Annotated in this window: 22 protein-coding genes and 1 riboswitch; of the genes, 7 read left to right on the top strand and 15 right to left on the bottom strand. The window is 43.6% G+C overall.

The window, feature by feature from the left end; genetic code table 11:
* Nucleotides 1–601 precede the first annotated feature (601 nt).
* Nucleotides 602–1,915 carry a uracil/xanthine transporter gene (locus tag PR675_RS18335; protein ID WP_060561190.1) on the top strand — a complete coding sequence of 438 codons (1,314 nt, stop codon included), beginning with the start codon at nt 602–604 and terminating at the stop codon, nt 1,913–1,915.
* A gap of 53 nt (nt 1,916–1,968) precedes the next feature.
* Here PR675_RS18335 and PR675_RS18330 read toward each other — a convergent pair whose 3' ends face one another.
* The 13 genes from PR675_RS18330 to PR675_RS18270 all read right to left on the bottom strand — a co-directional run bounded on the left by PR675_RS18330 (nt 1,969) and on the right by PR675_RS18270 (nt 13,846).
* A complete protein-coding gene (locus PR675_RS18330) occupies nt 1,969–2,622 on the bottom strand; it encodes a hypothetical protein (RefSeq protein WP_060561189.1) in 654 nt (217 codons plus the stop codon).
* Between the two features lie 106 nt (nt 2,623–2,728).
* Nucleotides 2,729–3,850, bottom strand: coding sequence for a 2-iminoacetate synthase ThiH (gene thiH, locus PR675_RS18325; RefSeq protein WP_004924784.1), 1,122 nt, complete (start codon nt 3,848–3,850; stop codon nt 2,729–2,731).
* On the bottom strand, nt 3,847–4,617 hold the full coding sequence (locus PR675_RS18320; protein WP_004924786.1) for a thiazole synthase: 771 nt from the start codon (nt 4,615–4,617) through the stop codon (nt 3,847–3,849). Before PR675_RS18320 ends, thiH begins: the two co-directional genes overlap by 4 nt.
* Nucleotides 4,618–4,619: 2 nt before the next feature.
* The gene (thiS, locus tag PR675_RS18315; RefSeq protein ID WP_004924788.1) at nt 4,620–4,820 is read right to left on the bottom strand and encodes a sulfur carrier protein ThiS; all 201 of its coding nucleotides are present in this window, start codon (nt 4,818–4,820) and stop codon (nt 4,620–4,622) included.
* Nucleotides 4,808–5,566, bottom strand: a complete 759-nt coding sequence (locus PR675_RS18310; protein WP_004924791.1) for a HesA/MoeB/ThiF family protein — start codon at nt 5,564–5,566, stop codon at nt 4,808–4,810. The genes thiS and PR675_RS18310 overlap by 13 nt, the downstream gene beginning before the upstream one ends.
* A 61-nt stretch (nt 5,567–5,627) precedes the next feature.
* Entirely contained in the window at nt 5,628–6,266 is a 639-nt protein-coding gene (gene thiE / locus PR675_RS18305; RefSeq protein ID WP_040132709.1) for a thiamine phosphate synthase, read from the bottom strand.
* Entirely contained in the window at nt 6,250–8,199 is a 1,950-nt protein-coding gene (gene thiC / locus PR675_RS18300) for a phosphomethylpyrimidine synthase ThiC (RefSeq protein ID WP_004924795.1), read from the bottom strand. Before thiC ends, thiE begins: the two co-directional genes overlap by 17 nt.
* 200 nt (nt 8,200–8,399) lie before the next feature.
* Nucleotides 8,400–8,511: riboswitch (TPP riboswitch) on the bottom strand.
* Nucleotides 8,512–8,539: 28 nt separating this feature from the next.
* Nucleotides 8,540–9,202, bottom strand: coding sequence for an HAD family hydrolase (locus tag PR675_RS18295; RefSeq protein WP_060561188.1), 663 nt, complete (start codon nt 9,200–9,202; stop codon nt 8,540–8,542).
* A 22-nt stretch (nt 9,203–9,224) separates the two neighbouring features.
* Nucleotides 9,225–10,241 carry an ABC transporter ATP-binding protein gene (locus PR675_RS18290; protein WP_004924798.1) on the bottom strand — a complete coding sequence of 339 codons (1,017 nt, stop codon included), beginning with the start codon at nt 10,239–10,241 and terminating at the stop codon, nt 9,225–9,227.
* Entirely contained in the window at nt 10,241–11,059 is an 819-nt protein-coding gene (locus PR675_RS18285; protein ID WP_036942133.1) for an ABC transporter permease, read from the bottom strand. Before PR675_RS18285 ends, PR675_RS18290 begins: the two co-directional genes overlap by 1 nt.
* Entirely contained in the window at nt 11,046–11,951 is a 906-nt protein-coding gene (locus tag PR675_RS18280; protein ID WP_036942131.1) for an ABC transporter permease, read from the bottom strand. The genes PR675_RS18285 and PR675_RS18280 overlap by 14 nt, the downstream gene beginning before the upstream one ends.
* A complete protein-coding gene (locus tag PR675_RS18275) occupies nt 11,951–12,769 on the bottom strand; it encodes an alkaline phosphatase family protein (protein WP_053110705.1) in 819 nt (272 codons plus the stop codon). The genes PR675_RS18280 and PR675_RS18275 overlap by 1 nt, the downstream gene beginning before the upstream one ends.
* A 24-nt stretch (nt 12,770–12,793) precedes the next feature.
* A complete protein-coding gene (locus PR675_RS18270) occupies nt 12,794–13,846 on the bottom strand; it encodes an ABC transporter substrate-binding protein (RefSeq protein ID WP_004924811.1) in 1,053 nt (350 codons plus the stop codon).
* Nucleotides 13,847–14,085: 239 nt separating this feature from the next.
* Here PR675_RS18270 and nudC point away from each other — a divergent pair, with 239 nt between their 5' ends.
* The 6 genes from nudC to PR675_RS18240 all read left to right on the top strand — a co-directional run bounded on the left by nudC (nt 14,086) and on the right by PR675_RS18240 (nt 18,645).
* Nucleotides 14,086–14,865: an NAD(+) diphosphatase gene (nudC, locus tag PR675_RS18265; RefSeq protein WP_004924813.1), complete on the top strand. Its 780-nt coding sequence runs from the start codon at nt 14,086–14,088 to the stop codon at nt 14,863–14,865.
* Between the two features lie 99 nt (nt 14,866–14,964).
* Nucleotides 14,965–16,029 (top strand): uroporphyrinogen decarboxylase, encoded by a 1,065-nt coding sequence (gene hemE / locus PR675_RS18260; protein ID WP_036942124.1) that lies wholly within the window; start codon nt 14,965–14,967, stop codon nt 16,027–16,029.
* 95 nt (nt 16,030–16,124) lie between these two features.
* A complete protein-coding gene (nfi, locus tag PR675_RS18255; protein ID WP_036942121.1) occupies nt 16,125–16,796 on the top strand; it encodes a deoxyribonuclease V in 672 nt (223 codons plus the stop codon).
* A gap of 74 nt (nt 16,797–16,870) precedes the next feature.
* Nucleotides 16,871–17,458, top strand: coding sequence for a YjaG family protein (locus tag PR675_RS18250; protein WP_004924819.1), 588 nt, complete (start codon nt 16,871–16,873; stop codon nt 17,456–17,458).
* Between the two features lie 201 nt (nt 17,459–17,659).
* Complete coding sequence (locus PR675_RS18245; protein ID WP_004924821.1) at nt 17,660–17,932, top strand: HU family DNA-binding protein; 273 nt, start codon at nt 17,660–17,662, stop codon at nt 17,930–17,932.
* Nucleotides 17,933–18,021: 89 nt separating this feature from the next.
* Entirely contained in the window at nt 18,022–18,645 is a 624-nt protein-coding gene (locus PR675_RS18240) for a DUF1481 domain-containing protein (RefSeq protein WP_014656945.1), read from the top strand.
* Nucleotides 18,646–18,846: 201 nt separating this feature from the next.
* On the opposite strand, the gene purD is transcribed toward PR675_RS18240, so the two are convergent.
* Both purD and purH read right to left on the bottom strand, forming a co-directional pair.
* Nucleotides 18,847–20,130, bottom strand: coding sequence for a phosphoribosylamine--glycine ligase (purD, locus tag PR675_RS18235; protein WP_053110703.1), 1,284 nt, complete (start codon nt 20,128–20,130; stop codon nt 18,847–18,849).
* Nucleotides 20,131–20,146: 16 nt separating this feature from the next.
* Nucleotides 20,147–21,736 carry a bifunctional phosphoribosylaminoimidazolecarboxamide formyltransferase/IMP cyclohydrolase gene (gene purH, locus PR675_RS18230; RefSeq protein WP_036942111.1) on the bottom strand — a complete coding sequence of 530 codons (1,590 nt, stop codon included), beginning with the start codon at nt 21,734–21,736 and terminating at the stop codon, nt 20,147–20,149.
* Nucleotides 21,737–22,062: the final 326 nt, after the last annotated feature.

Raw genomic sequence — 22,062 nt, 5'->3', positions numbered from 1 at the left:
TATGCGGACACGCGAGATAATTGGCTAACTCTGGAAAATAATTATTTGGGGAAGAAATTAAAGGCTCTTTTTTAATTTCATGAAATCCTGCATTCGATCGTAGGTATTTCTAGATATGGCCAACGCCATATCTCTTCATAAATATCGGGTAATGTATCAAAAGAAGAATACTGCAAATTATGTTTGATGGTGTCATTCTCAATGGAAGGCATAACACGATATTTTCGAGTCACCATGTCATGTCCTTAAGTAGAAAAGAATATACATAGTCATTAATATCACAAATATAAATAGCGATAGGATATATGTTTATTTATTAGCTTTTATTATAAAGTGATTAATGTGAACTTATCGCTATGACATTAAATAAATATGAAGAGTAGGTTTAAAAGTTAATTTGCAAATTTAATAAAATAGGTCATGAAAGAAAAATACTATCTCCCTAACTCAAAATTAAATAAATTTAACCATTAATTTTAGAGCATTGTTAGCGACTGCCCTTTCAATATAATCGATAAATATCCAAGTAATAGGCCAAAAATAATAATTAGAAATTTAATTTAAACACGACTAGACTGTTAACCATCGATAATAATAAATAATGGGGTCTTCAGTGCAGAAAAATATAATCAAAAAAAGTAGCTTTATTTCGGGCTTCCAATGGTTTTTCTTTATTTTTTGCAATACCGTTGTTATTCCACCTACACTGCAATCTGCCTTTCATTTATCGGCTGAAACCACATTTGTTATCACCCAATACGCTTTTTTGCTTATTGCATTAGCCTGTTTGCTACAAGCTTTTTTAGGGCACAAACGTGCACTGATGGAAGGTTCGACCGGTTTATGGTGGGCAACAATCTTAACCGTGACGCTATCAGAGTCGATGCAAGGAACCTCTTTAGCAATTATTGGTTGGAGTCTCGCCGTCGGTATTTTTTTATCAGGTATTGTTACTATATTAATAGGGCTAACAGGACTAGGTAACTGGCTCTCTGGCTTATTTAAACCGGGTGTCTTAGTCGTATTTATGTTTTTACTTGGCGCTCAGTTAGTCTCAATTTTCCTAAAAGGGATGTTAGGGCTACCCTTTGGGGTTTCAGATCCTAGCGTTACCGTTAATTATCCAGTTTTCTTTCTTGCCTTTGCAGTGCTGATTTTTGTTATCGCTATGATTGTCTTTCTACCCCCGAGTATTAGCACATACGCTTTACTCTGTGGAACTGTTCTAGGCTGGGGGGCTTACAGCCTGCTATTTCATGGACAAATCTCCACAGTTTCAGAGGCTAAATGGCTACTCTTTCCATTAGGACGGGCAGATGATATTCAACCAAGCATTGTGATCACTGCGATACTGGCAGGTATTTTGAATACCTCAAACACTTTTGGTGCGATACGAGGCAGTGATGTTTTTTATCCGCAAAAAGAGTCGACAAAATCTATTTATCGGCGGAGTTTTGTGACGTCAGGTGTTTTAACTTTATTTTCAGCACCATTAGGTGTTGTGCCGTTTTCACCGTTTGTCTCATCCATTGGTTTGATTACACAGACCAAGGATACTTCGCGGGTCTCTTTTACGATTGGGAGTTTACTGCTGTTATTCGTTGGTGCAGTTGCCGTATTGACCCAGTTTTTTCGTTCATTACCGTTAGCGATTGGTAGCGCGGTGATGTTGGCAACTTATTTGCCATTATTATTCTCTTCTTTTTCATTTCTAGCCGAAATTAAACTGAACGCCCGCAATATTTATCGTTTAGCACTACCATTATTTATCGGTATTTTTTTAATGTCAGCCCCCGATGCTGTCATGGATTCATTACCAATGATGTTTAGTTCATTATTAGGGAATGGTTTGTTAATGGGGATCATTTTGTCGTTGATCCTCGAAAACAGTATTAAGTGGGATAAGATTCATTAACGAATACAGAAAAACCTCATTATGTAGCGTTTATAATGAGGTTAGATCACGCATTAGTACATTGGCGAGCGGAGTTGGTAACGATTTGTTTTGTCGCTAGGTGAGATATAAAACCGGCCATCAAAACTATTCTTATAGGACTTAGCGGGACCAAAAATCCCGATTGATATTGGCATTGAGCCGTAGTTAAATTGATATTGGGCACCCTCTAAATAGATCACGGTGATCTGGTAGTTTGTGAGTGGTTTGGTATATAAAACTAAGCTGTCTTTACTGTTTGAATCCCTTACCATGTGAGGGAGGCTGTAATCCACAGCTTTCATTGTGCCGCGGTAGGAGTAGTAGTATCCCTGAATATTGTTTTTATTTGGGATAGAAAAACGCGCAAAATCGGCATCGGAAATTATGCCAAGTGAATCAAAATACTCACTATAGCCTTCAACTCGTATTTCATGATCTTTACCGAACAATACGACCTGAAAAGGGCGTGTGCCATGAGATACTTTTTGTGCTTTTAATCGGGCAAGCGTTTCTTCTACGGCGAACTCTTCTTCATCAATATTTCTGGCTCCCTGAATTTCCAACATCATTAATTGGATGATTTCACGCGAAGGCGTTGGATGCTTCCAACGAACGTTGGCACAGCCACTCATTAATAATGAAAAGAATAAGACAAAAAGTAGAAAAAACCATTTTTGGGTCATCATATATGATTCATTTGTCGTGAACAGAGAACGGAGTATAGCCCGATAAATGAAACGTAAAAGTAGCCAAAAAAGGGATAAACTTCCTCCTTGAAGTTTATCGGATAAATTAACGCCCTAAATAGCCATCCCAATCTTTCCAGACCGGTTGTAGACCCGAACGAATTAAAGATTCTGCAACTTGTGCGGCACTACGATTATCATGCGGTGCAAATTGTTCCAATTCAGCATGGTCATCGGCATAACCGCCCGGCTGTGTTTTTGAACCCGCACTGACATTATTAATGGCAAGTGGCACAACGTGATCGCGAAAATAAGGCGATTCGCGAGTTGAAAGTGATAACTCAACATCTGGCGCCAATAAACGAAATGCGCAAATAAGCTGCACAAGTTCAGCTTCACTCATTAAAGAAGCCGGCTCTATACCACCAGCACAAGGGCGTAAACGAGGAAATGAAATAGAATAACGGCTCTGCCAATAGTGTTTTTGGAGATAAATCAGGTGCTCCGCCACCATATAGCAATCGGTACGCCAACTGTTAGATAAACCAATTAATGCTCCAAGTCCTATTTTATCGATACCAGCCCGCCCTAAACGGTCAGGGGTCTCCAGCCGCCAATGAAAATCCTGTTTTTTACCTTTCAAATGATGTAGTTGATAAGCTGGCTCGTGGTAAGTCTCTTGATACACCATCACACCATCTAGTCCTAATGTCTTGAGTTCAGCGTACTCTTCGGTGCTCAGTGGCTGAACTTCCATCATCAAGGCGCTAAAATAGCGGCGTATTGTGGGTAAATGCTCACGAAAATAATCCATGCCCACTTTATTTTGATGCTCCCCTGTGACTAACAACAGGCTATCAAAACCAATTTTACGGATTGTCTCGCACTCATTAATGATTTCGTTTTTATCGAGCGTTTTTCGTTTAATGCGATTACTCATTGAAAAACCACAATATGTACAATCATTAGCGCATAGATTTGATAAATACAGTGGCACATAGAACCCCACGGTATTACCAAAACGTTGCCGTGTTAGCTTTTGGGCTTTCTGCGCTAATTGCTCAATAAAAGGGCGAGCGGCAGGGGAGAGCAATGCCATAAAATCATCAAGTGTTAAAGTATCGCTAGCAAGAGCCTGCTCAACATCTCGCGTATTTTTGGCATAAATTTGTAAGGTTAGGTCATCCCAATTTAGCTGCTGCCAGCGTTGGCGAAAGCTGCTGTTCATTGTAATGCTCCCAAAAACTCGGTTAATGGGCTTGAAGCTTCAGCATGTTGTTTCGGGCTAGCAAGGCCAGCGCGTCGGGCAAGCTCTGCGGCTTCAAGGGAGACTTTAAAAGCTTGAGCCATGAGCACAGGATCTTTTGCTACAGCGATGGCGGTATTGACTAGTACGGCATCGGCCCCCATTTCAATCGCTTCGATCGCATGGCTAGGTGCGCCAATCCCAGCATCAACCACTACGGGGATCGTCGATTGCTCAATAATGATCCGTAACATCTCTTTGGTGACTAAACCTTTATTGGTGCCAATCGGTGCACCAAGTGGCATTACAGCTGCACAACCGACTTCTTCGAGACGACGACACAGCACAGGGTCAGCACTGCAATAAGGCAGTACCACAAACCCTTCTTTTACGAGTTGTTCGGCAGCAATTAAGGTTTCGACGGGGTCGGGTAAGAGATATTTCACATCGGGGTGAATTTCTAGTTTAACCCAATGAGTTCCCAACGCTTCACGGGCAAGGCGTGCGGCAAAAATAGCTTCTTGGGCATTTTTCGCACCAGAAGTATTAGGGAGCAGTTTTACCCCAATCTCTTGCAAAGGCTTTAAAATGCCATCGTCATTGCCACGTAAATCTATACGTTTCATCGCCATGGTAACAAGCTGACTGCCTGATGCAGTGATTGCGTTTTGCATCAATGTTGGATTGGCAAATTTTCCTGTGCCAGTAAAGAGGCGTGACTGAAAAGTCACATCGGCAATTTTTAACATGATTAGCCTCCAGCGATAGCTTGAAACAATAAGATATTGTCTTGGTCATTCACGAGGTGTGAATCCCATTGATGACGAGGAATGATCACTTGGTTGATGGCCAAAGCCGTGCCGACCGTACTGCGCTCTAGAGAAGCGAGTAATTGAGACACGGTTAATGGCGCATCAAACTCCATTGGCTGGTCGTTAATTATAAGGCGCATGTTTCTTCTCGGCAGATTGGACATTGAATGGACGGTGTCAGTTGCAAGGTATTCCATTGCTGCTGTTTACCATCAAATAAACGCAATTTTCCGCTTAGCGAGGAAGGCAATCCGACTAATAATTTGATGGCCTCTAAGGCTTGCAATGTGCCTATGACCCCCACGACAGGGCCAAGCACACCTGCGGTACGACAGTTACGCTGAGGCTCCGTCTGGTCAGGGTATAAACATGCGTAACAGCCGTGATTAAAGGGTGGCTCAAGCACCATAAGCTGCCCACCAAACCCCACGGCACTGCCACTAACCAACGTTTTATTTGCCATGACACAGGCCGCATTAACGGCATGGCGAGTGGCCATGTTATCGCAACAATCGAGAACTAAATCGACTTGCTCAACCAAGGGAAGCAATGTGTGAATATCTAACTTTTGTTGTAAGACATGGGTATGGATCAGTGGATTAAGATCTTGTAGTCGTTTTGCGGCAAGTTTGGCTTTAGATTGAGGAATGTCCTCAGTGCCATATAAAACTTGCCGCTGTAGATTAGAAAGGTGTAGCTCGTCGTGATCCGCAAGCCATAACTCACCGACGCCAGCGGCTGCTAAATAAAGTGATGCCGGTGCGCCTAAACCACCAAGGCCAACAATCAGTACCTTACTCGTTTTAAGTTTGCCTTGTCCTTCAGGGCCGATATCTTCAAGCAGTAGCTGGCGGCTATAACGCATAAATTCATGGTCATTTAACATGATGAACTCCTCGAATTAACCCGCCATCACGAGAGCGTGTGGGCGGGTTTGATTCAGGTAATCAGTGATTTTCTACGAGGCGTAAAAGGGTTTTTGTTGCCTCTAGCCAATCATCCGCTTTGGTAATTGCACTCACTAAGGCGACACTTCCAACACCGGTTGCGAGCACTGCAGGCACTCTATCGATAGAGATACCGCCAATCGCGACAGTGGGGTAATCGGGAGTCGCTTCTACCATGGTTTTGAGTGTCTCCAATCCTTGAGGTGCTGAGGGCATTTTCTTGGTTTCTGTTGGGAAAATATGCCCCATCGCAATATAAGAAGGGCGCACGGATTTAGCGATAGCAAGCTCATGTTGATCATGAGTTGAGATGCCTAAACGTAGCCCAGCTTGATGAATAGCCAATAGGTCGGTGGTTTCCAGATCTTCTTGCCCAAGATGAACACCATAGGCACCGAGCTCGATAGCTAAGCGCCAATAGTCATTGATAAATAGCCGCGCATGATGCTTTTCACCGAGAGCAATCGCTCGTTGGATATCATCACGCACTTCATCATCATGCTTATCTTTAATACGTAGCTGGATAGTCGTTACGCCTGCATTAAGCAAGCGTTCAATCCATTCTACAGAGTCGACCACAGGATAAAGCCCCAATCGTTGCTCAGTGGGAGCAAAGGGAGTGTTAGGCAATTTTTTCATCGGACACGACCTCGGCACTGTGATACAACTCGCTGCCATGAGCGCGGAAAGCTTCGGACATTTGCTCCATGCCAGCTTCCTTTTGCGCCGCATAATCACGGACTTCTTGTGAAATTTTCATTGAGCAGAATTTAGGACCACACATAGAGCAGAAATGGGCAACTTTCCCTGACGCTTGTGGCAGGGTTTCATCGTGATAAGCACGTGCGGTATCTGGGTCGAGAGCTAGGTTAAATTGATCTTCCCAGCGGAACTCAAAACGCGCTTTAGACATAGCATTATCACGAATTTGTGCTCCGGGATGCCCTTTCGCGAGGTCGGCAGCATGAGCCGCAATTTTATAGGTGATTAGCCCTTGCTTAACATCCTCTTTATTTGGTAAGCCCAAATGCTCTTTTGGGGTGACATAACAGAGCATTGCACAGCCAAACCAGCCGATCATGGCTGCCCCAATACCTGATGTAAAATGGTCATAACCGGGAGCGATATCGGTAGTTAGTGGGCCGAGGGTATAAAACGGCGCTTCATGACAATGTTCAAGCTCTTCCGTCATGTTGCGGTGGATCATCTGCATTGGCACATGTCCTGGACCTTCAATCATCACTTGCACGTCATATTCCCAAGCAATTTTTGTAAGCTCACCAAGGGTATGCAGTTCAGCAAATTGGGCTTCATCGTTGGCATCTTGAATTGACCCTGGACGTAAACCATCACCTAATGACAGTGAGACATCATAGGCTGCACAAATCTCACAAATTTCACGGAAATTTTCATATAAGAAGTTTTCTTGGTGATGAGAGAGGCACCATTTCGCCATGATCGAGCCACCACGGGAGACAATACCGGTTAAACGTTTCGCCGTCATAGGGACATAGCGCAGGAGCACACCTGCATGGATAGTAAAGTAATCGACCCCTTGTTCGGCCTGTTCAAGCAGTGTATCGCGGAACATTTCCCATGTAAGATTTTCGGCAACCCCATTAACCTTTTCGAGTGCTTGATAAATAGGCACAGTGCCAATTGGCACTGGACTGTTACGTAGGATCCACTCACGAGTTTCGTGAATATAACGACCAGTAGACAGATCCATAACGGTATCGGCTCCCCAGCGGGTAGACCAAATCAGTTTTTCAACCTCTTCTTCAATGGAAGAAGTCACCGATGAGTTACCGATATTGGCGTTCACTTTCACTAGGAAGTTGCGACCAATAATCATTGGCTCAGATTCAGGGTGATTGATATTGGCTGGGATGATGGCACGGCCCGCGGCAACTTCTTGGCGGACAAATTCCGGCGTGATGTTTTCAGGCAGATTTGCACCAAATGATTGTCCGGGGTGCTGTTGTCTTAAAACGTCACCACGAATACGTTCACGTCCCATATTTTCGCGAATGGCGATAAATTCCATTTCAGGGGTAATAATACCTTGGCGTGCATAATGAAGCTGTGTTACACAGCGACCCTTCATCGCTTTCAATGGGTGGGGGCGATGATTAAATCGTAAGTGATCGAGACCCGCGTCGGCAAGTCGCTGCTGCGTAAAATCTGAGCTGAGGGTATCAACCGGAACAGTATCATTACGCTCGCGGATCCAACCTTCACGGATCTTTTTTAATCCTTTATGAACATTTAATTCTGCGGCTGGGTCGCCATATGGGCCTGAAGTATCATAAACAGGAACAGGCTCATTATCTTCAAATTGAGGATTATCTTTATCGCCGCCAATGAGGGTTGGTGAGAGCTGGATTTCTCGCATTGGCACTTGGATATCGTCTCTTGAACCTGTTAGGTAGATACGTTTTGAATTAGGGAAGGATACGCCAGAAACCGTATTGATAAAGTTTTCGGCCGCATCACGTTGTGCTTTGCGCGTTCTTGCAGGCGCCGCTTTAGGAGAAAGATCGCTTGTAGGGATAATATTATTTTGGGACATAGCAATTTCCTGACATTGTCACGAGCGATTACGCGTATATGGGCGTAGCACTCAGGTTTATCGTAAGAAAGTTGCTTGTCTGGAGTTCGGATGGAGTAATGGTATGGCGTTGCGTGTTCATTTTGTTAGCTGACGTTTGCTGTGTTGCGTATGAGTTGTCAGCCTAAATATGCAAAAGCAAATAACCAAAATTGTTACGCTGAATGATTACTCTTGTTCCCTTCGCAGGTATTAACCCGATCAGGTTCCGCGGATCCCGAATTAACGGTCTCAGCCCGTAGCTTTCGCCACTAGGCACTCCGACAAGATGGACCTAGTATAAGAGGTGCAAAAAAAATATTCAAACTTCCCAGTGATATTGTGTCCAATGTTGTTCGGTGGCGACTTGGCAAAGACGCGCGTCACCATTTACGATAAACACCTCATCGGCAAATTGGCACATGGGCAGATCATTGGCGGAATCGGTATAGAAATAAATATAGGCATCGGTAATTGGCTGGTGGCTGATCCACTGAAGCAGGCGTTTGACTTTGCCTGCTTTAAAAGTCGCAATGCCTTCTATTTCGGTGCTGTAACCACCATTTTTCTGCTTGATGTCGATTCCCATCACGACATCAGCAGCGAATCGTTCGGCTATCTTTTTCACAATAAAAGAAACGGTTGCAGAGATCACAATGATCGGGATCCTTTGCTTTCGATACTGCTCGATTGTGCGGATCCCTTCGGGATATATACGTGGCACGATCATGCTCTCAACAAAATCATCTAACCAGAGATCAACTTGCTCGATGCTGAACCCAGATAGCGATTGCAGGCTAAAACGCAGGTAAGTCGCCATATCTAGGGAGCCTGAGTTATATTGTGCCATCATTTGTTTGTCGGCTTCGACAAAACGCGGGTCGGTGATAATTTGCTTATCCCACAGGTATTGTGTCCACAGTACGCTGCTATCCCCCTGAATTAGGGTGTCATCTAAATCAAAAACCGCCAATTTGTTTTGCATTGTGCCTCTTTTATCTCGTTTGCTAACGTAGTGCGCGAATTTCGTTCTTATTAAACATTAACTCAAGGCGTGTACCGGGTTCAAATAGTCTTTCAGATGAGCGATTTAACAAGTCAACCGTCATATTGCCTGCCGCGGTATTGACGGAATAACGAATAATATTGCCTAACAGTTGATGATCTAAAATAATCGCATCGACGGGCTGTGAAATATGCTCACCGTAATGTCGCCCTGCTTCTTTAACATAGATGGATTCTGGGCGAATAGCGAGCGTACCTTGCAAATTAAGCCCGAGTAGCGCATTGGCTTTGTCAGCCTCCACAAGGTTGTAATTGCCCATAAAACGCGCCACAAATTCATTGGCTGGTTGCGTGTAGATATTTTCAGCTGTATCGTTCTGGATAATCGCCCCTTTATTCATTAAAAAGATGCGATCAGACATGATCATGGCTTCATCTTGATCATGAGTAACAAAAATAGTCGTCAATTTTAACTCACGTTGGATATGACGGATCTGTTGGCGCAGATGTTTACGAATACGCGCATCTAATGCCGAAAGTGGCTCATCCAATAGCAATATTTGGGGCTTCATCACCAATGCACGTGCAAGGGCGACACGTTGCCGCTGTCCACCCGAAAGCTGGTGAGGAAATTGCTGCTCTTTACCTTGCAACTCAACCATTTCAATAACGTCTGCAACCGCTTTATTGCGCTCAGTGCTGTTGACTTTACGCATTTTTAGGCCGAAGGCGATATTGTCTTCAACTGTCATATTCGGGAATAACGCATAACTTTGAAAGACCATGCCAACGCCTCGCTGCTGGGCTGCTTGGTGCGTGATGTTTTGGCGATTGATATACAGGTCACCATTATCAGGTTGTTCGAGTCCGGCAATACAACGCAATAAGGTCGATTTTCCACAGCCGCTAGGCCCTAACAGGGTAATAAATTCGCCTTTTTCTATTGTGAATTGAATATTAGAGAACACCTGATTTTGACCAAATGATTTACTCAAATTTTCAGCAATAACATAACTCATTATTCATCTCCCGAACGGCTCATCCGCGTGGCGAGCCATGTGAGTAACAAGGTAAATAAGAAATAAGACATCACCAACGCAGAGGTAAAGTGACCGCTGGTTTGACGCATATTAAATAAGTAGATTTGCAATGTTTCATAACGTGTTCCCACCAAAATGTTGGCAAACACAAACTCACCCATCAAAAATGAAAATGAGATCAGTAATGAGACTAGTAATCCTTTGCGAATATTCGGTAATACTATTAATAAGAAAGCCTTAAAGGTACTTGCTCCGAGTAAATGCGCGGCATCCATTAAGTCATGTAAATTAATGCCTTGGAAGCTATTAGCGAGTGCACGGTACATGAAAGGTAGGGTGATAGTGAAATAAGTACCAATTAATATCCATGGCGTACCAACCAGCATAAATGGCTCATCAGCAAATATTTGTAATAGACCCACCGATGACACCACAGGGGGAATAGCAAAAGGCAGGATGATCAGTAAATCCATCAGCCCCTTTAATTTCGGGAAGCGGTAAAACACGGCAAATGCCATTGGTAAAATGATTAGTGTGCTAACCAACAAAGTACTAAAACAGATGAGCAGCGACCGCCCAAAAGCATACAGAAATCGAGGGTCTTGCCATAACTGTAAATACCATTTTATCGATAAGGCATCCGGTAAAACGGTCGCTCCCCATTGTGTAGAAATTGAATAAATAAAAGTGGCAACAATAGGTAGAGCTAATAACAAAACAACACTAATAAGAATGAATTTATGTAGCCAAAGGCCGGAAGAGCCATTTGGCTTGGCGGTAAGATTATGACTTGGCATGATAACTCCGTTTTAATAGCCAATGATGGATGGCAGTGATAAATCCAAGAATAGCAATTAGTAAAACGGATAATGCTGCTGCTAAATTAGGCTCTAAATAAAGGTCGCCGGAGACTAAGCTGGCAATACGGATGGTCACTAGATTGTAATTGCCACTCATCAGGGCGTAAGTGCTCGCGTAAGCCCCAACGGCATTAGCAACTAAAATAATAAAAGTACCAAGTAATGCGGGAGCGAGTACGGGGATAGCAACGTTGCGCCAATAAGATAATTTACTGGCTCCCATGGTTTTAGCCGCATCTTCCCACTCTGGTTTCAACGCATCAAAGGCAGGATAAAGCAACAAAATACCCAGAGGAATTTGAAAGTAGATATACAGCAGCATTAACCCACTTGCGCTATAAATATCGAAATCCTCAATAATTCCCCAAGATTTCAATTGCAGGGTAATTGCGCCATTGACCCCAAGTATGATGATAAAAGCAAAGGCAAGGGGAACACCGCTAAAGTTACTCGCCATTGTGGTGAAGGAAATCATCATACTGCGTACTCTGCCTTGCATTTTATAGATGGAAAATGCCGTTAATGCAGAAATGAATAGCCCGATGATACTACAGACAATCGATAACCAGAGGGTGTTCTCAAAGGCTTGCAGATAAAAATCGTTGGTGAAAATATCAAGGTAGTTGTCGATTGACCAAGCTTCTTCATAAATAAAGCTATTGATAAATACCCAAATCATAGGGGCGATTTGAAACAAGCAAAACAATGTAATAAATGGCAGTGTTAATAAGGCTGATCCCCAATGAAAACGTGATAAGTGTTTCTTTAACATTGCGGCTTTCCCTTGTTGGTGGTTTGCTTGTTCACAAGGTACGCTAACGTCGGCCATTAATTATCTCCTACCAATAATGTGTGACAGACTGTTTTATCGCCATATTCAATTCCGAGTAAGGCGCAAACCGTGCCACAAATCGCAGTTTGCTTCACCATACACTGTTCTTGATGTGAAAATTGCTCGCCAATAACAAACAGAGGAACAGTGCGCTCTTCAGGTAATATACCGCCATGGCTATGATCACTGTTCATGCCATGATCACTCGTGACAATAATTTGATAGCCTTGCTCAATCCATTGAGGTAAGTAATTTGACAAAATAGTGTCGGCTTGCCGCGCCGCGTTACGATATTGTGAGGAATCAAAACCAAACTTATGGCCTGTATCATCAATATTCATCGGATGGATCAGTAAAAAATCAGGCGAGTATTGAGTGCGCAGGTATTCCGCATCCATAAATAGGTGGCTGTCTGGATAATGGTCTGCTTGGTAAAAACAACCATGCTGGATAGCGAGTTGCTTATCATTGGTAAAACGGTCTCGAGTCGCAACAAAAGGTGCTCGGTTATATAGCTCGCTGACCCAATAATAAGCCGCGGCTGCCGTTGTTTTACCTGCTCTCTTGGCTAAAGAAAAAATACTATCAAAGTGGGAGAGTCGCACGACGTCATTGTTAACGATACCGCTATCGACAGGGGAAACTCCCGTCAAAATACATTCGTATAAAGGGCGTGACATAGAGGGTAGCTCACACTCCACTTTATAGAGCGTTGCTCGATCAGCTTCGATCAGCCCATTGAGGTAGCCCATACAATCATGGGCTACTGGGTAACTCAAGCCATCGAGAACAACAAGGATCACTTTATCAGACATGAGATATTTTCTTCCTAAGTGACATTACTGCTGGTGGATTAACACTTGCTGTTGCCACATTTTGGGGAGTTTGCGAGACGACTTTTCCCAGCCATCCGCATCGTTAATTGGGCGAACATTTTTGTACTGCTCATCCGGTAACAATTTGGCTTTAATCTCTTCGGGGAGGGTGAGGTATTCAGCACGAATTGGGCGGGCGTAGCCTTCAGCTAGGTTAATTTGCCCCTGATCGCTAAAAATAAATTCACGTGCTAACTTCGCGGCATTTGGATTTTTGGCATATTTATTAATGATAGTGGTATAGCCTGAGATAACTGAACCATCAGAAGGAATGACAACGGTAAAGCGATCACGATTGATCTGATCACGATAATTCAGCGCATTGAAATCCCAAAGAATACCGACGGCAACTTCGCCTTTTTCAATATTTGCAACGGTTGGATCATTCACGGAAAGACGTTTTTGCTTGGCAAGTTCAGCAAAAAACGCAATAGCGGGCTGTAAGTTATTTTCATCACCACCGCGCGCATAGGCCGCTGCTAATACTGCATTGTTAGCTTGAGCTGCGATACCAACATCACCAACAGTGACTTTATATTTACCTTTTAGCAAATCATCCCAGCTTTTTGGTGCATCTTTAACTAACTCATTATTGATCATGAAAGCAATGGTGCCCGTATAAGCCAGTGCCCAATGGCCTTCTTTATCTTTTGCCCAATCAGGGATTTGTGACCATGTGGTTGGTTTATAAGGTTGGGTAACGCCTTTCTGTACGGCAACAGGGCCAAAGGAGGCGCCGACATCGCCAATATCTGCGGTAGCATTATTTTTTTCAGCGGCAAACTTAGCAATCTCTTGCGCTGAACTCATATCCGTATCTTGGTGCTTTAATCCATAGGTTTTTTCGAGATCTTGCCAAGTTCCTTTCCAGTTAGCCCAAGTATCTGGCATTCCAACACTGTATACTTGACCTTCTTTTTTAGCGGCTTCAATCAAGGCGGTTAAATCGTTATCGGCTGCTAAAGCAGCACTTGACGCGGTTAATGAAAGTAAAACTGCGGGTACAATCGTTTTCATTTTATCTCTCACTGTATAGAGGAGTTATATTGGTTAGTTAGTATGCTAATTTTCCAAGGTGACAGTGAGTTGACGGTTTTGTGACACTTTTTCGATGTTTTAGGGAAAAAACTGTCTAAAAAGTGTCAAAAACACTAACTAAAAATGATTAAGTACAACGACTAGATTACATTTTGTGAAAAAAGCGTATCTTTATAGAAAAAGATGAAATCCTTTTATACCAATAAAAGATGTAAAAAATGACAAAAGTGACATTAACTGGAACAGAGAAAGGTTGGTGGTTTGTTTGCTTTGCTGGGCGCTTATGGTTACCACAAGGAGATGCTCCTAGGGGGAGTGCAAAAGATTGGTCACTGTCTGGGAAGATAGCAACACCGATTGGTGAATGGCAAGGTGAGGTTGTTTGGCTAATTGCTGAAAAAATGCCAACAGATATGGCTTCACCGCGCTTATTAGCATCACAAGATGAGGGATTATTTCGTTTAGCTGGGCGTGGAGTACAGTTAGCGGAGTTTTATCGTTCCCATCGTTACTGCGGTTATTGCGGCACCGCAATGCGTCATAGTACGACTGAGTGGGCTTGTCTTTGTGACCATTGCCATGAACGCTATTACCCACAAATTGCGCCTTGCATTATTGTTGGCATCCGTCGTGGTGACCATATATTGCTAGCACAGCACCGCCGCCATACTCAAAACCCTCTCTTTACCGTACTTGCGGGTTTTGTTGAAGTGGGTGAGACACTGGAAGAAGCGGTAGCACGAGAAGTCATGGAAGAAAGCGGGATCACAATACGTAATATTCGTTATGTGTCTTCTCAGCCTTGGCCTTTCCCTCACTCATTAATGATGGGGTTTCTGGCTGACTATGACAGTGGCGAAATTAAGGTTGACCCGAATGAACTCGTGAGTGCCGCGTGGTATCACTACAATGAATTACCTAAAATTCCTCCGAGTGACACAATCGCAAGGCGATTAATTGAAGATACGGTGGCTTTATGTCGCCAAGAGGACGCCTAAACGTGCGAATTGCTTAGGCGCTGATATTGTTGTGTGTAACATGCTACAATAGCGGCCCTTAGCCATTTGCGGCGGCCACTGACTATAATGGAGTAAATAATGACTGAGTTGAAAAATGACCGCTATCTACGTGCTTTGCTACGTCAGCCTGTAGATACCACCCCTGTATGGATGATGCGTCAAGCAGGGCGTTACCTACCGGAGTACAAAGCAACGCGTGCACAGGCTGGTGATTTTATTTCTCTGTGTAAAAACACCGAGTTAGCGTGTGAAGTGACACTTCAACCGTTACGTCGTTTTCCATTAGACGCCGCAATCCTATTTTCTGATATCTTAACCATCCCTGATGCTATGGGGCTAGGCCTCTATTTTGAGACGGGTGAAGGGCCTCGTTTCAAAAAGCCAATCACTTGCCTAAATGATATAAAAAACATACCAGTACCTGATCCGGAAATGGAACTGGGCTATGTTATGGATGCGGTAAGAGCAATCCGTAAAGCGCTAAAGGGGGATGTACCTCTTATCGGTTTTTCGGGGAGTCCGTGGACATTAGCCACTTACATGGTCGAAGGTGGCAGCAGTAAAGCGTTCACAAAAATTAAAAAAATGATGTATGAAGACCCGAATGCGCTCCACTTATTACTGGATAAACTCGCTGATAGCGTGATTTTATATTTAAATGCGCAAATTCGGGCAGGGGCTCAATCCATCATGATTTTTGATACATGGGGTGGCGTGCTAACTAAACGTGATTATTTACAATTCTCTCTTCATTACATGCATAAGATCATTGATGGCCTAATACGTGAAAATGAAGGCCGCCGTGTGCCTGTGACCCTATTTACAAAAGGCGGTGGGCAATGGCTAGAGGAGATGGCTGCAACAGGTTGTGATGCTCTAGGTCTTGATTGGACCACTGAAATTGCGGATGCCCGTCGTCGAGTCGGTGACAAAGTGGCACTACAGGGAAATATGGATCCATCAATGCTTTATGCTCCGATACCGCGCATTGAAGAAGAAGTACAAAATATTTTGGCAGGCTTCGGGCAAGGTAATGGACATGTCTTTAATTTAGGTCATGGTATCCATCAAGATGTTCCCCCTGAGCATGCAGGTGCTTTTGTTGATGCCGTCCACCGTTTTTCCCGCCAATACCATCAATAACTGATCGGTTTTTTGATAGCGTACTCACAGATCCTTGTAAGTACGCTGTTATCTTCTATCATTAATCGTTAATCATAATAAGTATTGAGCACATCATGGCCATAGACACTCGATTGTTGCGACAAGAGCAAGCAGATAAAGCACAGCTTATTGTATTGAATGAAAATAATATACAGCCGATTTTTATCGGTGGTGCTGATGTGGGCTTTGAGCAGCAAGGTACTGTCACTCGTGCGGTGATCGCCGTTCTGTCATGGCCTGATTTGCAATTGGTTGAGTATCAGATTGCGCGAATACCCACACAATTACCTTATATTCCGGGTTTGCTCTCTTTTCGTGAAGTGCCTGGATTGATGGCAGCTTGGCAACAACTGCATCATAAACCTGAATTAGTGTTAGTTGATGGCCAAGGGATCGCCCATCCTCGTCGTTTCGGTGTTGCGTGTCACTTTGGCTTACAGGCTGATGTGCCAACCATTGGAGTCGCAAAAAGTCGATTGTACGGTGACTATGAAGCAGTGAATGAAGCCCCGGGAAGTTTTCAACCATTACGGCATGGCGAAAATCAGCTTGGTTGGGTGCTGAGAAGTAAAAAAAGATGTAATCCTTTGTTTATTTCACCGGGTCATAAGATGAGTGTCAGTGCTTCTCGTGAGTGGGTTGAACGCTGTTTAAAGGGGTATCGGCTACCTGAGCCAACGCGACTTGCTGATGGAATAGCCTCTAATAGGTCGTTTTTTGAGCGAATGAAAGAGAAATCCGGCTAATTATCAGCAAAATATGTGGTATTGGCAGATTTTCAGGTAAACTGCGATGTATTGAGATTGATGAGTCTGAAATTATGTTAAGAAATCCCATCCATTTGAGGTTGGAAAAACTAGAAAGCTGGCAACATGTTACTTTTATGGCATGCCTGTGCGAACGAATGTACCCCAACTACCAAATGTTTTGTCAGCAAAGTGAATTTACTGACGCAAAGGTTTATCGGTCTATACTTGATTTGGTATGGGAAACGCTGGTCGTTAAAGACAGTAAAATTAATTTCGACAATCAGCTCGAAAAATTAGAAGAAATTATACCGTCAGCAGATGATTTTGATTTCTACGGTGTTTATCCAGCCATCGATGCTTGTATCGCTTTAGGTGAAGTGGTTCATGCAAAATTAAGTGGCGAAACACTGAGCCATGCTATTGCGGTTAGCGAAACATCGATTCGTACTGTTGCGATGCTGGAAATGACCCAAGCTGGTAGGGAAATGTCAGAGGAAGAGCTGAAAGAATTGTCCTCAATTGAGGAAGAGTGGGATATCCAGTGGGAAATTTTCCGTTTACTGGCTGCCTGTGAAGAGCGAGACTTAGAGTTAATTAAAGGATTAAAATCTGACCTCCGTGAAGCGGGGGTTAGCAATATTGGTATTACTGTAGGCTAGTTTTTAGCGTTTCATTGATGAAAACGTGACTTAGCGCAGTAATGCTGATGACTAAGACTTCACATTTGCCCCTAGACTGGTCTACATTTAGGGGCAAGAAGAGAAGTGGCTATCGGGGGCGTGTATCAGGGGCTGTCAATTTGGCATATCCGACGCACTCGATGCTTTGCAAACGATAAACACACTGTGTAAGGATAATTTATGAACAAGACTGAATTAGTTGATGCTATCGCAGAATCAGCAGACCTGACAAAAGTACAGGCTAAAGCAGCATTAGAATCAACTCTGAATGCTATTTCAGAAACGCTGAAAAAAGGCGAGCAAGTACAACTGGTCGGTTTCGGTACTTTCAAAGTCAGCCACCGTGCAGAGCGTACCGGTCGTAACCCGCAAACTCGCGAAGAGATCACTATCCCAGCAACTAATGTTCCTGCTTTCTCTGCCGGTAAAGCACTGAAAGAAGCGGTAAAATAATTAAGTTGCAAACTAGAATTATCAGGGGGGGTAGTCAACGACCCCTTTTGTTCATTCGGAAAGGGTTGCTGGTATTGGGAGCCATCTCAATGCTCAGCGCCTGTTCTTCTCGTAACAACTTTCCCGAGTTTAGTGCGAGTGGATTTATTGCGGATGATGGTGTAATCCGTATGTGGCGTCTTAATGACGCAAAAAATGACCCTCAAGTGCTTATGGTTGTTTACAGCCCTTACAAAGGCACTGATACTTCCGTTAATTTCTTCGAGTACCGAGCAGGCCAGCTTTGGCAAATTCGTAGCCAAATCTTAAATGCGGGTGAGCAAGAAATGATGGAACAACTCCGTTTTAACAAAAACGATGATGTGATCTTTATGCAACGAGTCGAAAAAGATCGCAAAACCGCACTTTCTTCCGATGACATTATCCGTTGGCGTTTTGAAGCAAAACGTATTTTAGATATTAATACTGCTTTGGTAGTCGGTGGTGTGAAACTATACCAAGGCCGTTGGTCACAAAACCAAGTCGTCACTTGTGGCGGTGATGTCAAAAAAGTCGAATTTGAACCTTATGCACAAAATTGGTTAGAAAGCCGAACAAAAGTTTGGCATAAACAGCTGAATATTGCTTGGTTAGAATCCCCTGAAGGGAATCAACTTTTGATGGTTGCGGATACCGATTTTTGCCGCTGGCAGCCTAGTAAAGATTCATTGTAATCTCACCGCTCGTCGTCTTTCGCATCCTAACGTTGTTGGCTTCAGCAACTCACCTCAGTCACATATTTGTGTATACCCCCGAGGATAAATTACTTTGTCGCCTAGTTAGGCTACGAAATACTCAGCGCTTTCGCCTGTTAGAAATAAAAAAGCTGATAAAGCGGCTGTTTATCAGCTTAGTGAGTTTAACTTCTGTGCTCGCTATTTCAGGCGTGCGACGGCACGATAACCAATATCTTTACGGTAAAAACTGCCATCCCAATGAATATTTTCAGCGGCTTGATAGGCTTTTTGTTGAGCTTGGGCGATATCATTACCGAGTGCTGTGACACAAAGAACACGGCCTCCGGCAGTGATGACCTTATCATCTTTCATTTTAGTGCCAGCATGAAATACTTTGCTATCCGCCATTTCTTCGGTCGGCAAACCGTGGATCACATCACCTTGGCGGTAATCACCTGGATAACCTCCGGCAGCAATTACCACACCGAGAGCAGGGCGTTCATCCCATAAGGAATCTTTACCTGCTAGCTCACCTTTTGCCCCTGCAAGACACAACTCGACTAAATCAGATTGTAAACGCATCATGATAGGTTGAGTTTCAGGATCGCCAAAACGGCAGTTAAATTCGATAACTTTAGGGTTACCAACCTTATCAATCATTAAACCCGCATAGAGGAAACCTTGATAACGATGCCCCTCGGCATCCATACCTTTTACTGTTGGATAGATGATTTGTTCCATGACACGCTGGTGAATTTCATTTGTCACAACGGGGGCCGGTGAATATGCGCCCATGCCGCCAGTGTTAAGACCTGTATCACTATCGCCAACACGTTTATGGTCTTGGCTAGTTGCCATTGGAACGACATTTTCGCCGTCCACCATCACAATAAAACTTGCTTCTTCACCGTCTAAGAACTCTTCAATCACGATACGGTGACCTGCATCACCAAATGCGTTACCAGCAAGCATATCGTGCACAGCATCTTTAGCTTCAGCCAGCGTCATCGCGACAATGACACCTTTACCTGCGGCAAGACCATCAGCCTTAATAACAATCGGTGCGCCGACGTTATCCAGATACGCCAAAGCAGGTTCGATTTCAGTAAAATTTTGGTAAGCGGCTGTCGGTATTTTGTGACGAGCTAAAAAGTCTTTCGTAAAAGCTTTCGAACCTTCGAGCTGTGCGGCGCCTTGAGTCGGACCGAAAATGGTTAGCCCTGCTTTTTGGAACGCATCAACGACCCCAATGACCAGTGGTGCTTCTGGGCCAACAATCGTTAGGCCGATTTGTTGCTCTTTCGCAAATTTTAATAATTCATCGATATCCGTTGCTGAGATAGCCACGTTTTCAAGATTAGGCTCTAATGCAGTTCCAGCATTACCCGGAGCCACATAAACTTTGTCAGCAAGTGGTGATTGTGCGGCTTTCCATGCTAGGGCGTGTTCACGACCACCGCCGCCAATAATTAAAATATTCATACTTAACTCCACATGATTAATGGCGGAAATGGCGCATATTAGTGAAAATCATGGCGATGCCGTGCTCGTTAGCCGCTTCAATCACTTCGCTATCGCGGATTGAACCACCTGGCTGGATCACACAGGTCACGCCAACGGCTGCCGCTGCGTCAATACCGTCACGGAACGGGAAGAATGCGTCGGAGGCCATTGCACAACCTGCAACTTCTAAGCCTTCATCTGCGGCTTTAATACCTGCAATTTTCGCAGAATACACTCGGCTCATTTGCCCTGCACCAATGCCAATAGTCATATCATTTTTGGCATAAACAATCGCGTTCGACTTAACGAATTTAGCGACTTTCCAACAGAATAGGGCATCTTTAAATTCACGCTCAGTGGGTTGGCGTTTAGTCACAACACGTAGCTCGTCAGGTTCAACCATACCAAGGTCACGGTCTTGGACCAATAAACCACCGTTAACACGTTTAAAATCTAATCCTGCAACAGGTTTATCCCACTCACCACATGTAAGTACACGCACATTTTGCTTGGTCGCTAATACTGAAAGAGCATCATCGGCAACCGTTGGTGCAATAATAACTTCTACAAATTGGCGCTCAATAATCGCTTCTGCTGTTGCCTTATCAAGCTGACGGTTAAAGGCAATGATGCCACCAAATGCAGACGTTGGATCCGTTTTAAACGCGCGATCGTAAGCTGCATGAATATTATTACCAATAGCAACACCGCAAGGGTTGGCATGTTTGACGATAACGCAAGCTGGCTCTTCGAAAGATTTAACACATTCTAAAGCGGCGTCCGTATCAGCAATATTGTTATAAGAGAGAGCCTTACCTTGCAGCTGTGTCGCCGTGGCGATTGATGCCTCTTTAGGGTTCTCTTCTATATAAAAAGCGGCATCTTGGTGACTATTTTCACCGTAACGCATGTCTTGTTTTTTGATAAAGTTTAAATTCAACGTACGAGGGAAACGTCCCGATGGTTGCGTTGTATCGCCATAATAAGGGGTGACTAATTCGCCAAAGTAGTTGGCTATCATACTGTCATAAGCGGCAGTATGTTCGAACGCTTTAATAGCAAGGTCAAAACGAGTAGACCAATTTAAAGAGTTATCGTGGTTATCCAATTCTTCAATGATTTTTTCATAATCATTGCTGTTCACAACAATCGCGACATCTTTATGGTTTTTAGCGGCTGAGCGCACCATTGTGGGGCCGCCGATATCAATATTTTCAACAGCATCTTCTAGGGTGCAGTTAGGCTTAGCGACGGTTTGTGCAAAGGGGTACAGATTGACAACAACCATATCAATCGGTTCGATATTATGTTGCTGCATAATGGCATCATCAATGCCACGACGACCTAAAATGCCACCATGAACTTTTGGGTGAAGTGTTTTAACACGACCATCCATCATTTCAGGGAACCCTGTATAGTCTGAAACTTCGGTGACTTTTAACCCTGACTCGGCAAGTAGTTTTGCGGTTCCACCTGTAGAGAGCAGTTCAACACCTCGTTGTGAAAGCGCTTTAGCGAATTCAACAACACCTGTTTTATCAGAAACACTGAGCAGGGCACGACGAATAGGACGAAGCTGTTGCATGAGATAGATCCCTTGGATAAGAAAGCAATAAAACCGTAAGAGTTAGTTTAAAGCGTAAAAACGACGCTTCTTATATATACCTATTTCTGCTGTAACTGTTTAATCACATCAAAATATCAATAGATAGAGATAAGCCACTAACAATTTCAGAACATAAAAATAAAATCAACGATGAATTTTCATGCTAATTGTAACGCAATCGTTTGCGTAATGCGCGTTATATTTTAATTATTTTTATGGTTGTGGATAACTTTGTGGGTAAATCTGTATAAAGGTGCGTTTTGCTGTGGAATGCAGCAATCGAATAAAAAAGTGATAAAAAGGGG

This window comes from Providencia sp. PROV261 (assembly GCF_028477945.1).
GTDB lineage: Bacteria > Pseudomonadota > Gammaproteobacteria > Enterobacterales > Enterobacteriaceae > Providencia > Providencia stuartii.
This window is presented reverse-complemented; position numbering and strand designations above follow the sequence as displayed.

Coding starts and splice junctions, on each gene's coding strand:
- PR675_RS18310 (WP_004924791.1), bottom strand. CDS start 5,566: ATGTTAAATGACCATGAATTTATGCGTTATAGCCGCCAGCTACTGCTT.
- PR675_RS18330 (WP_060561189.1), bottom strand. CDS start 2,622: ATGATGACCCAAAAATGGTTTTTTCTACTTTTTGTCTTATTCTTTTCA.
- PR675_RS18295 (WP_060561188.1), bottom strand. CDS start 9,202: ATGCAAAACAAATTGGCGGTTTTTGATTTAGATGACACCCTAATTCAG.
- PR675_RS18290 (WP_004924798.1), bottom strand. CDS start 10,241: ATGAGTTATGTTATTGCTGAAAATTTGAGTAAATCATTTGGTCAAAAT.
- PR675_RS18270 (WP_004924811.1), bottom strand. CDS start 13,846: ATGAAAACGATTGTACCCGCAGTTTTACTTTCATTAACCGCGTCAAGT.
- PR675_RS18320 (WP_004924786.1), bottom strand. CDS start 4,617: ATGTTAAAAATTGCCGATGTGACTTTTCAGTCACGCCTCTTTACTGGC.
- PR675_RS18280 (WP_036942131.1), bottom strand. CDS start 11,951: ATGGCCGACGTTAGCGTACCTTGTGAACAAGCAAACCACCAACAAGGG.
- PR675_RS18245 (WP_004924821.1), top strand. CDS start 17,660: ATGAACAAGACTGAATTAGTTGATGCTATCGCAGAATCAGCAGACCTG.
- PR675_RS18285 (WP_036942133.1), bottom strand. CDS start 11,059: ATGCCAAGTCATAATCTTACCGCCAAGCCAAATGGCTCTTCCGGCCTT.
- nfi (WP_036942121.1), top strand. CDS start 16,125: ATGGCCATAGACACTCGATTGTTGCGACAAGAGCAAGCAGATAAAGCA.
- thiH (WP_004924784.1), bottom strand. CDS start 3,850: ATGAACAGCAGCTTTCGCCAACGCTGGCAGCAGCTAAATTGGGATGAC.
- thiC (WP_004924795.1), bottom strand. CDS start 8,199: ATGTCCCAAAATAATATTATCCCTACAAGCGATCTTTCTCCTAAAGCG.
- PR675_RS18335 (WP_060561190.1), top strand. CDS start 602: ATGGGGTCTTCAGTGCAGAAAAATATAATCAAAAAAAGTAGCTTTATT.
- PR675_RS18275 (WP_053110705.1), bottom strand. CDS start 12,769: ATGTCTGATAAAGTGATCCTTGTTGTTCTCGATGGCTTGAGTTACCCA.
- PR675_RS18240 (WP_014656945.1), top strand. CDS start 18,022: ATGCTCAGCGCCTGTTCTTCTCGTAACAACTTTCCCGAGTTTAGTGCG.
- PR675_RS18250 (WP_004924819.1), top strand. CDS start 16,871: ATGTTAAGAAATCCCATCCATTTGAGGTTGGAAAAACTAGAAAGCTGG.
- thiS (WP_004924788.1), bottom strand. CDS start 4,820: ATGCGCCTTATAATTAACGACCAGCCAATGGAGTTTGATGCGCCATTA.
- purH (WP_036942111.1), bottom strand. CDS start 21,736: ATGCAACAGCTTCGTCCTATTCGTCGTGCCCTGCTCAGTGTTTCTGAT.
- thiE (WP_040132709.1), bottom strand. CDS start 6,266: ATGAAAAAATTGCCTAACACTCCCTTTGCTCCCACTGAGCAACGATTG.
- nudC (WP_004924813.1), top strand. CDS start 14,086: ATGACAAAAGTGACATTAACTGGAACAGAGAAAGGTTGGTGGTTTGTT.
- hemE (WP_036942124.1), top strand. CDS start 14,965: ATGACTGAGTTGAAAAATGACCGCTATCTACGTGCTTTGCTACGTCAG.
- purD (WP_053110703.1), bottom strand. CDS start 20,130: ATGAATATTTTAATTATTGGCGGCGGTGGTCGTGAACACGCCCTAGCA.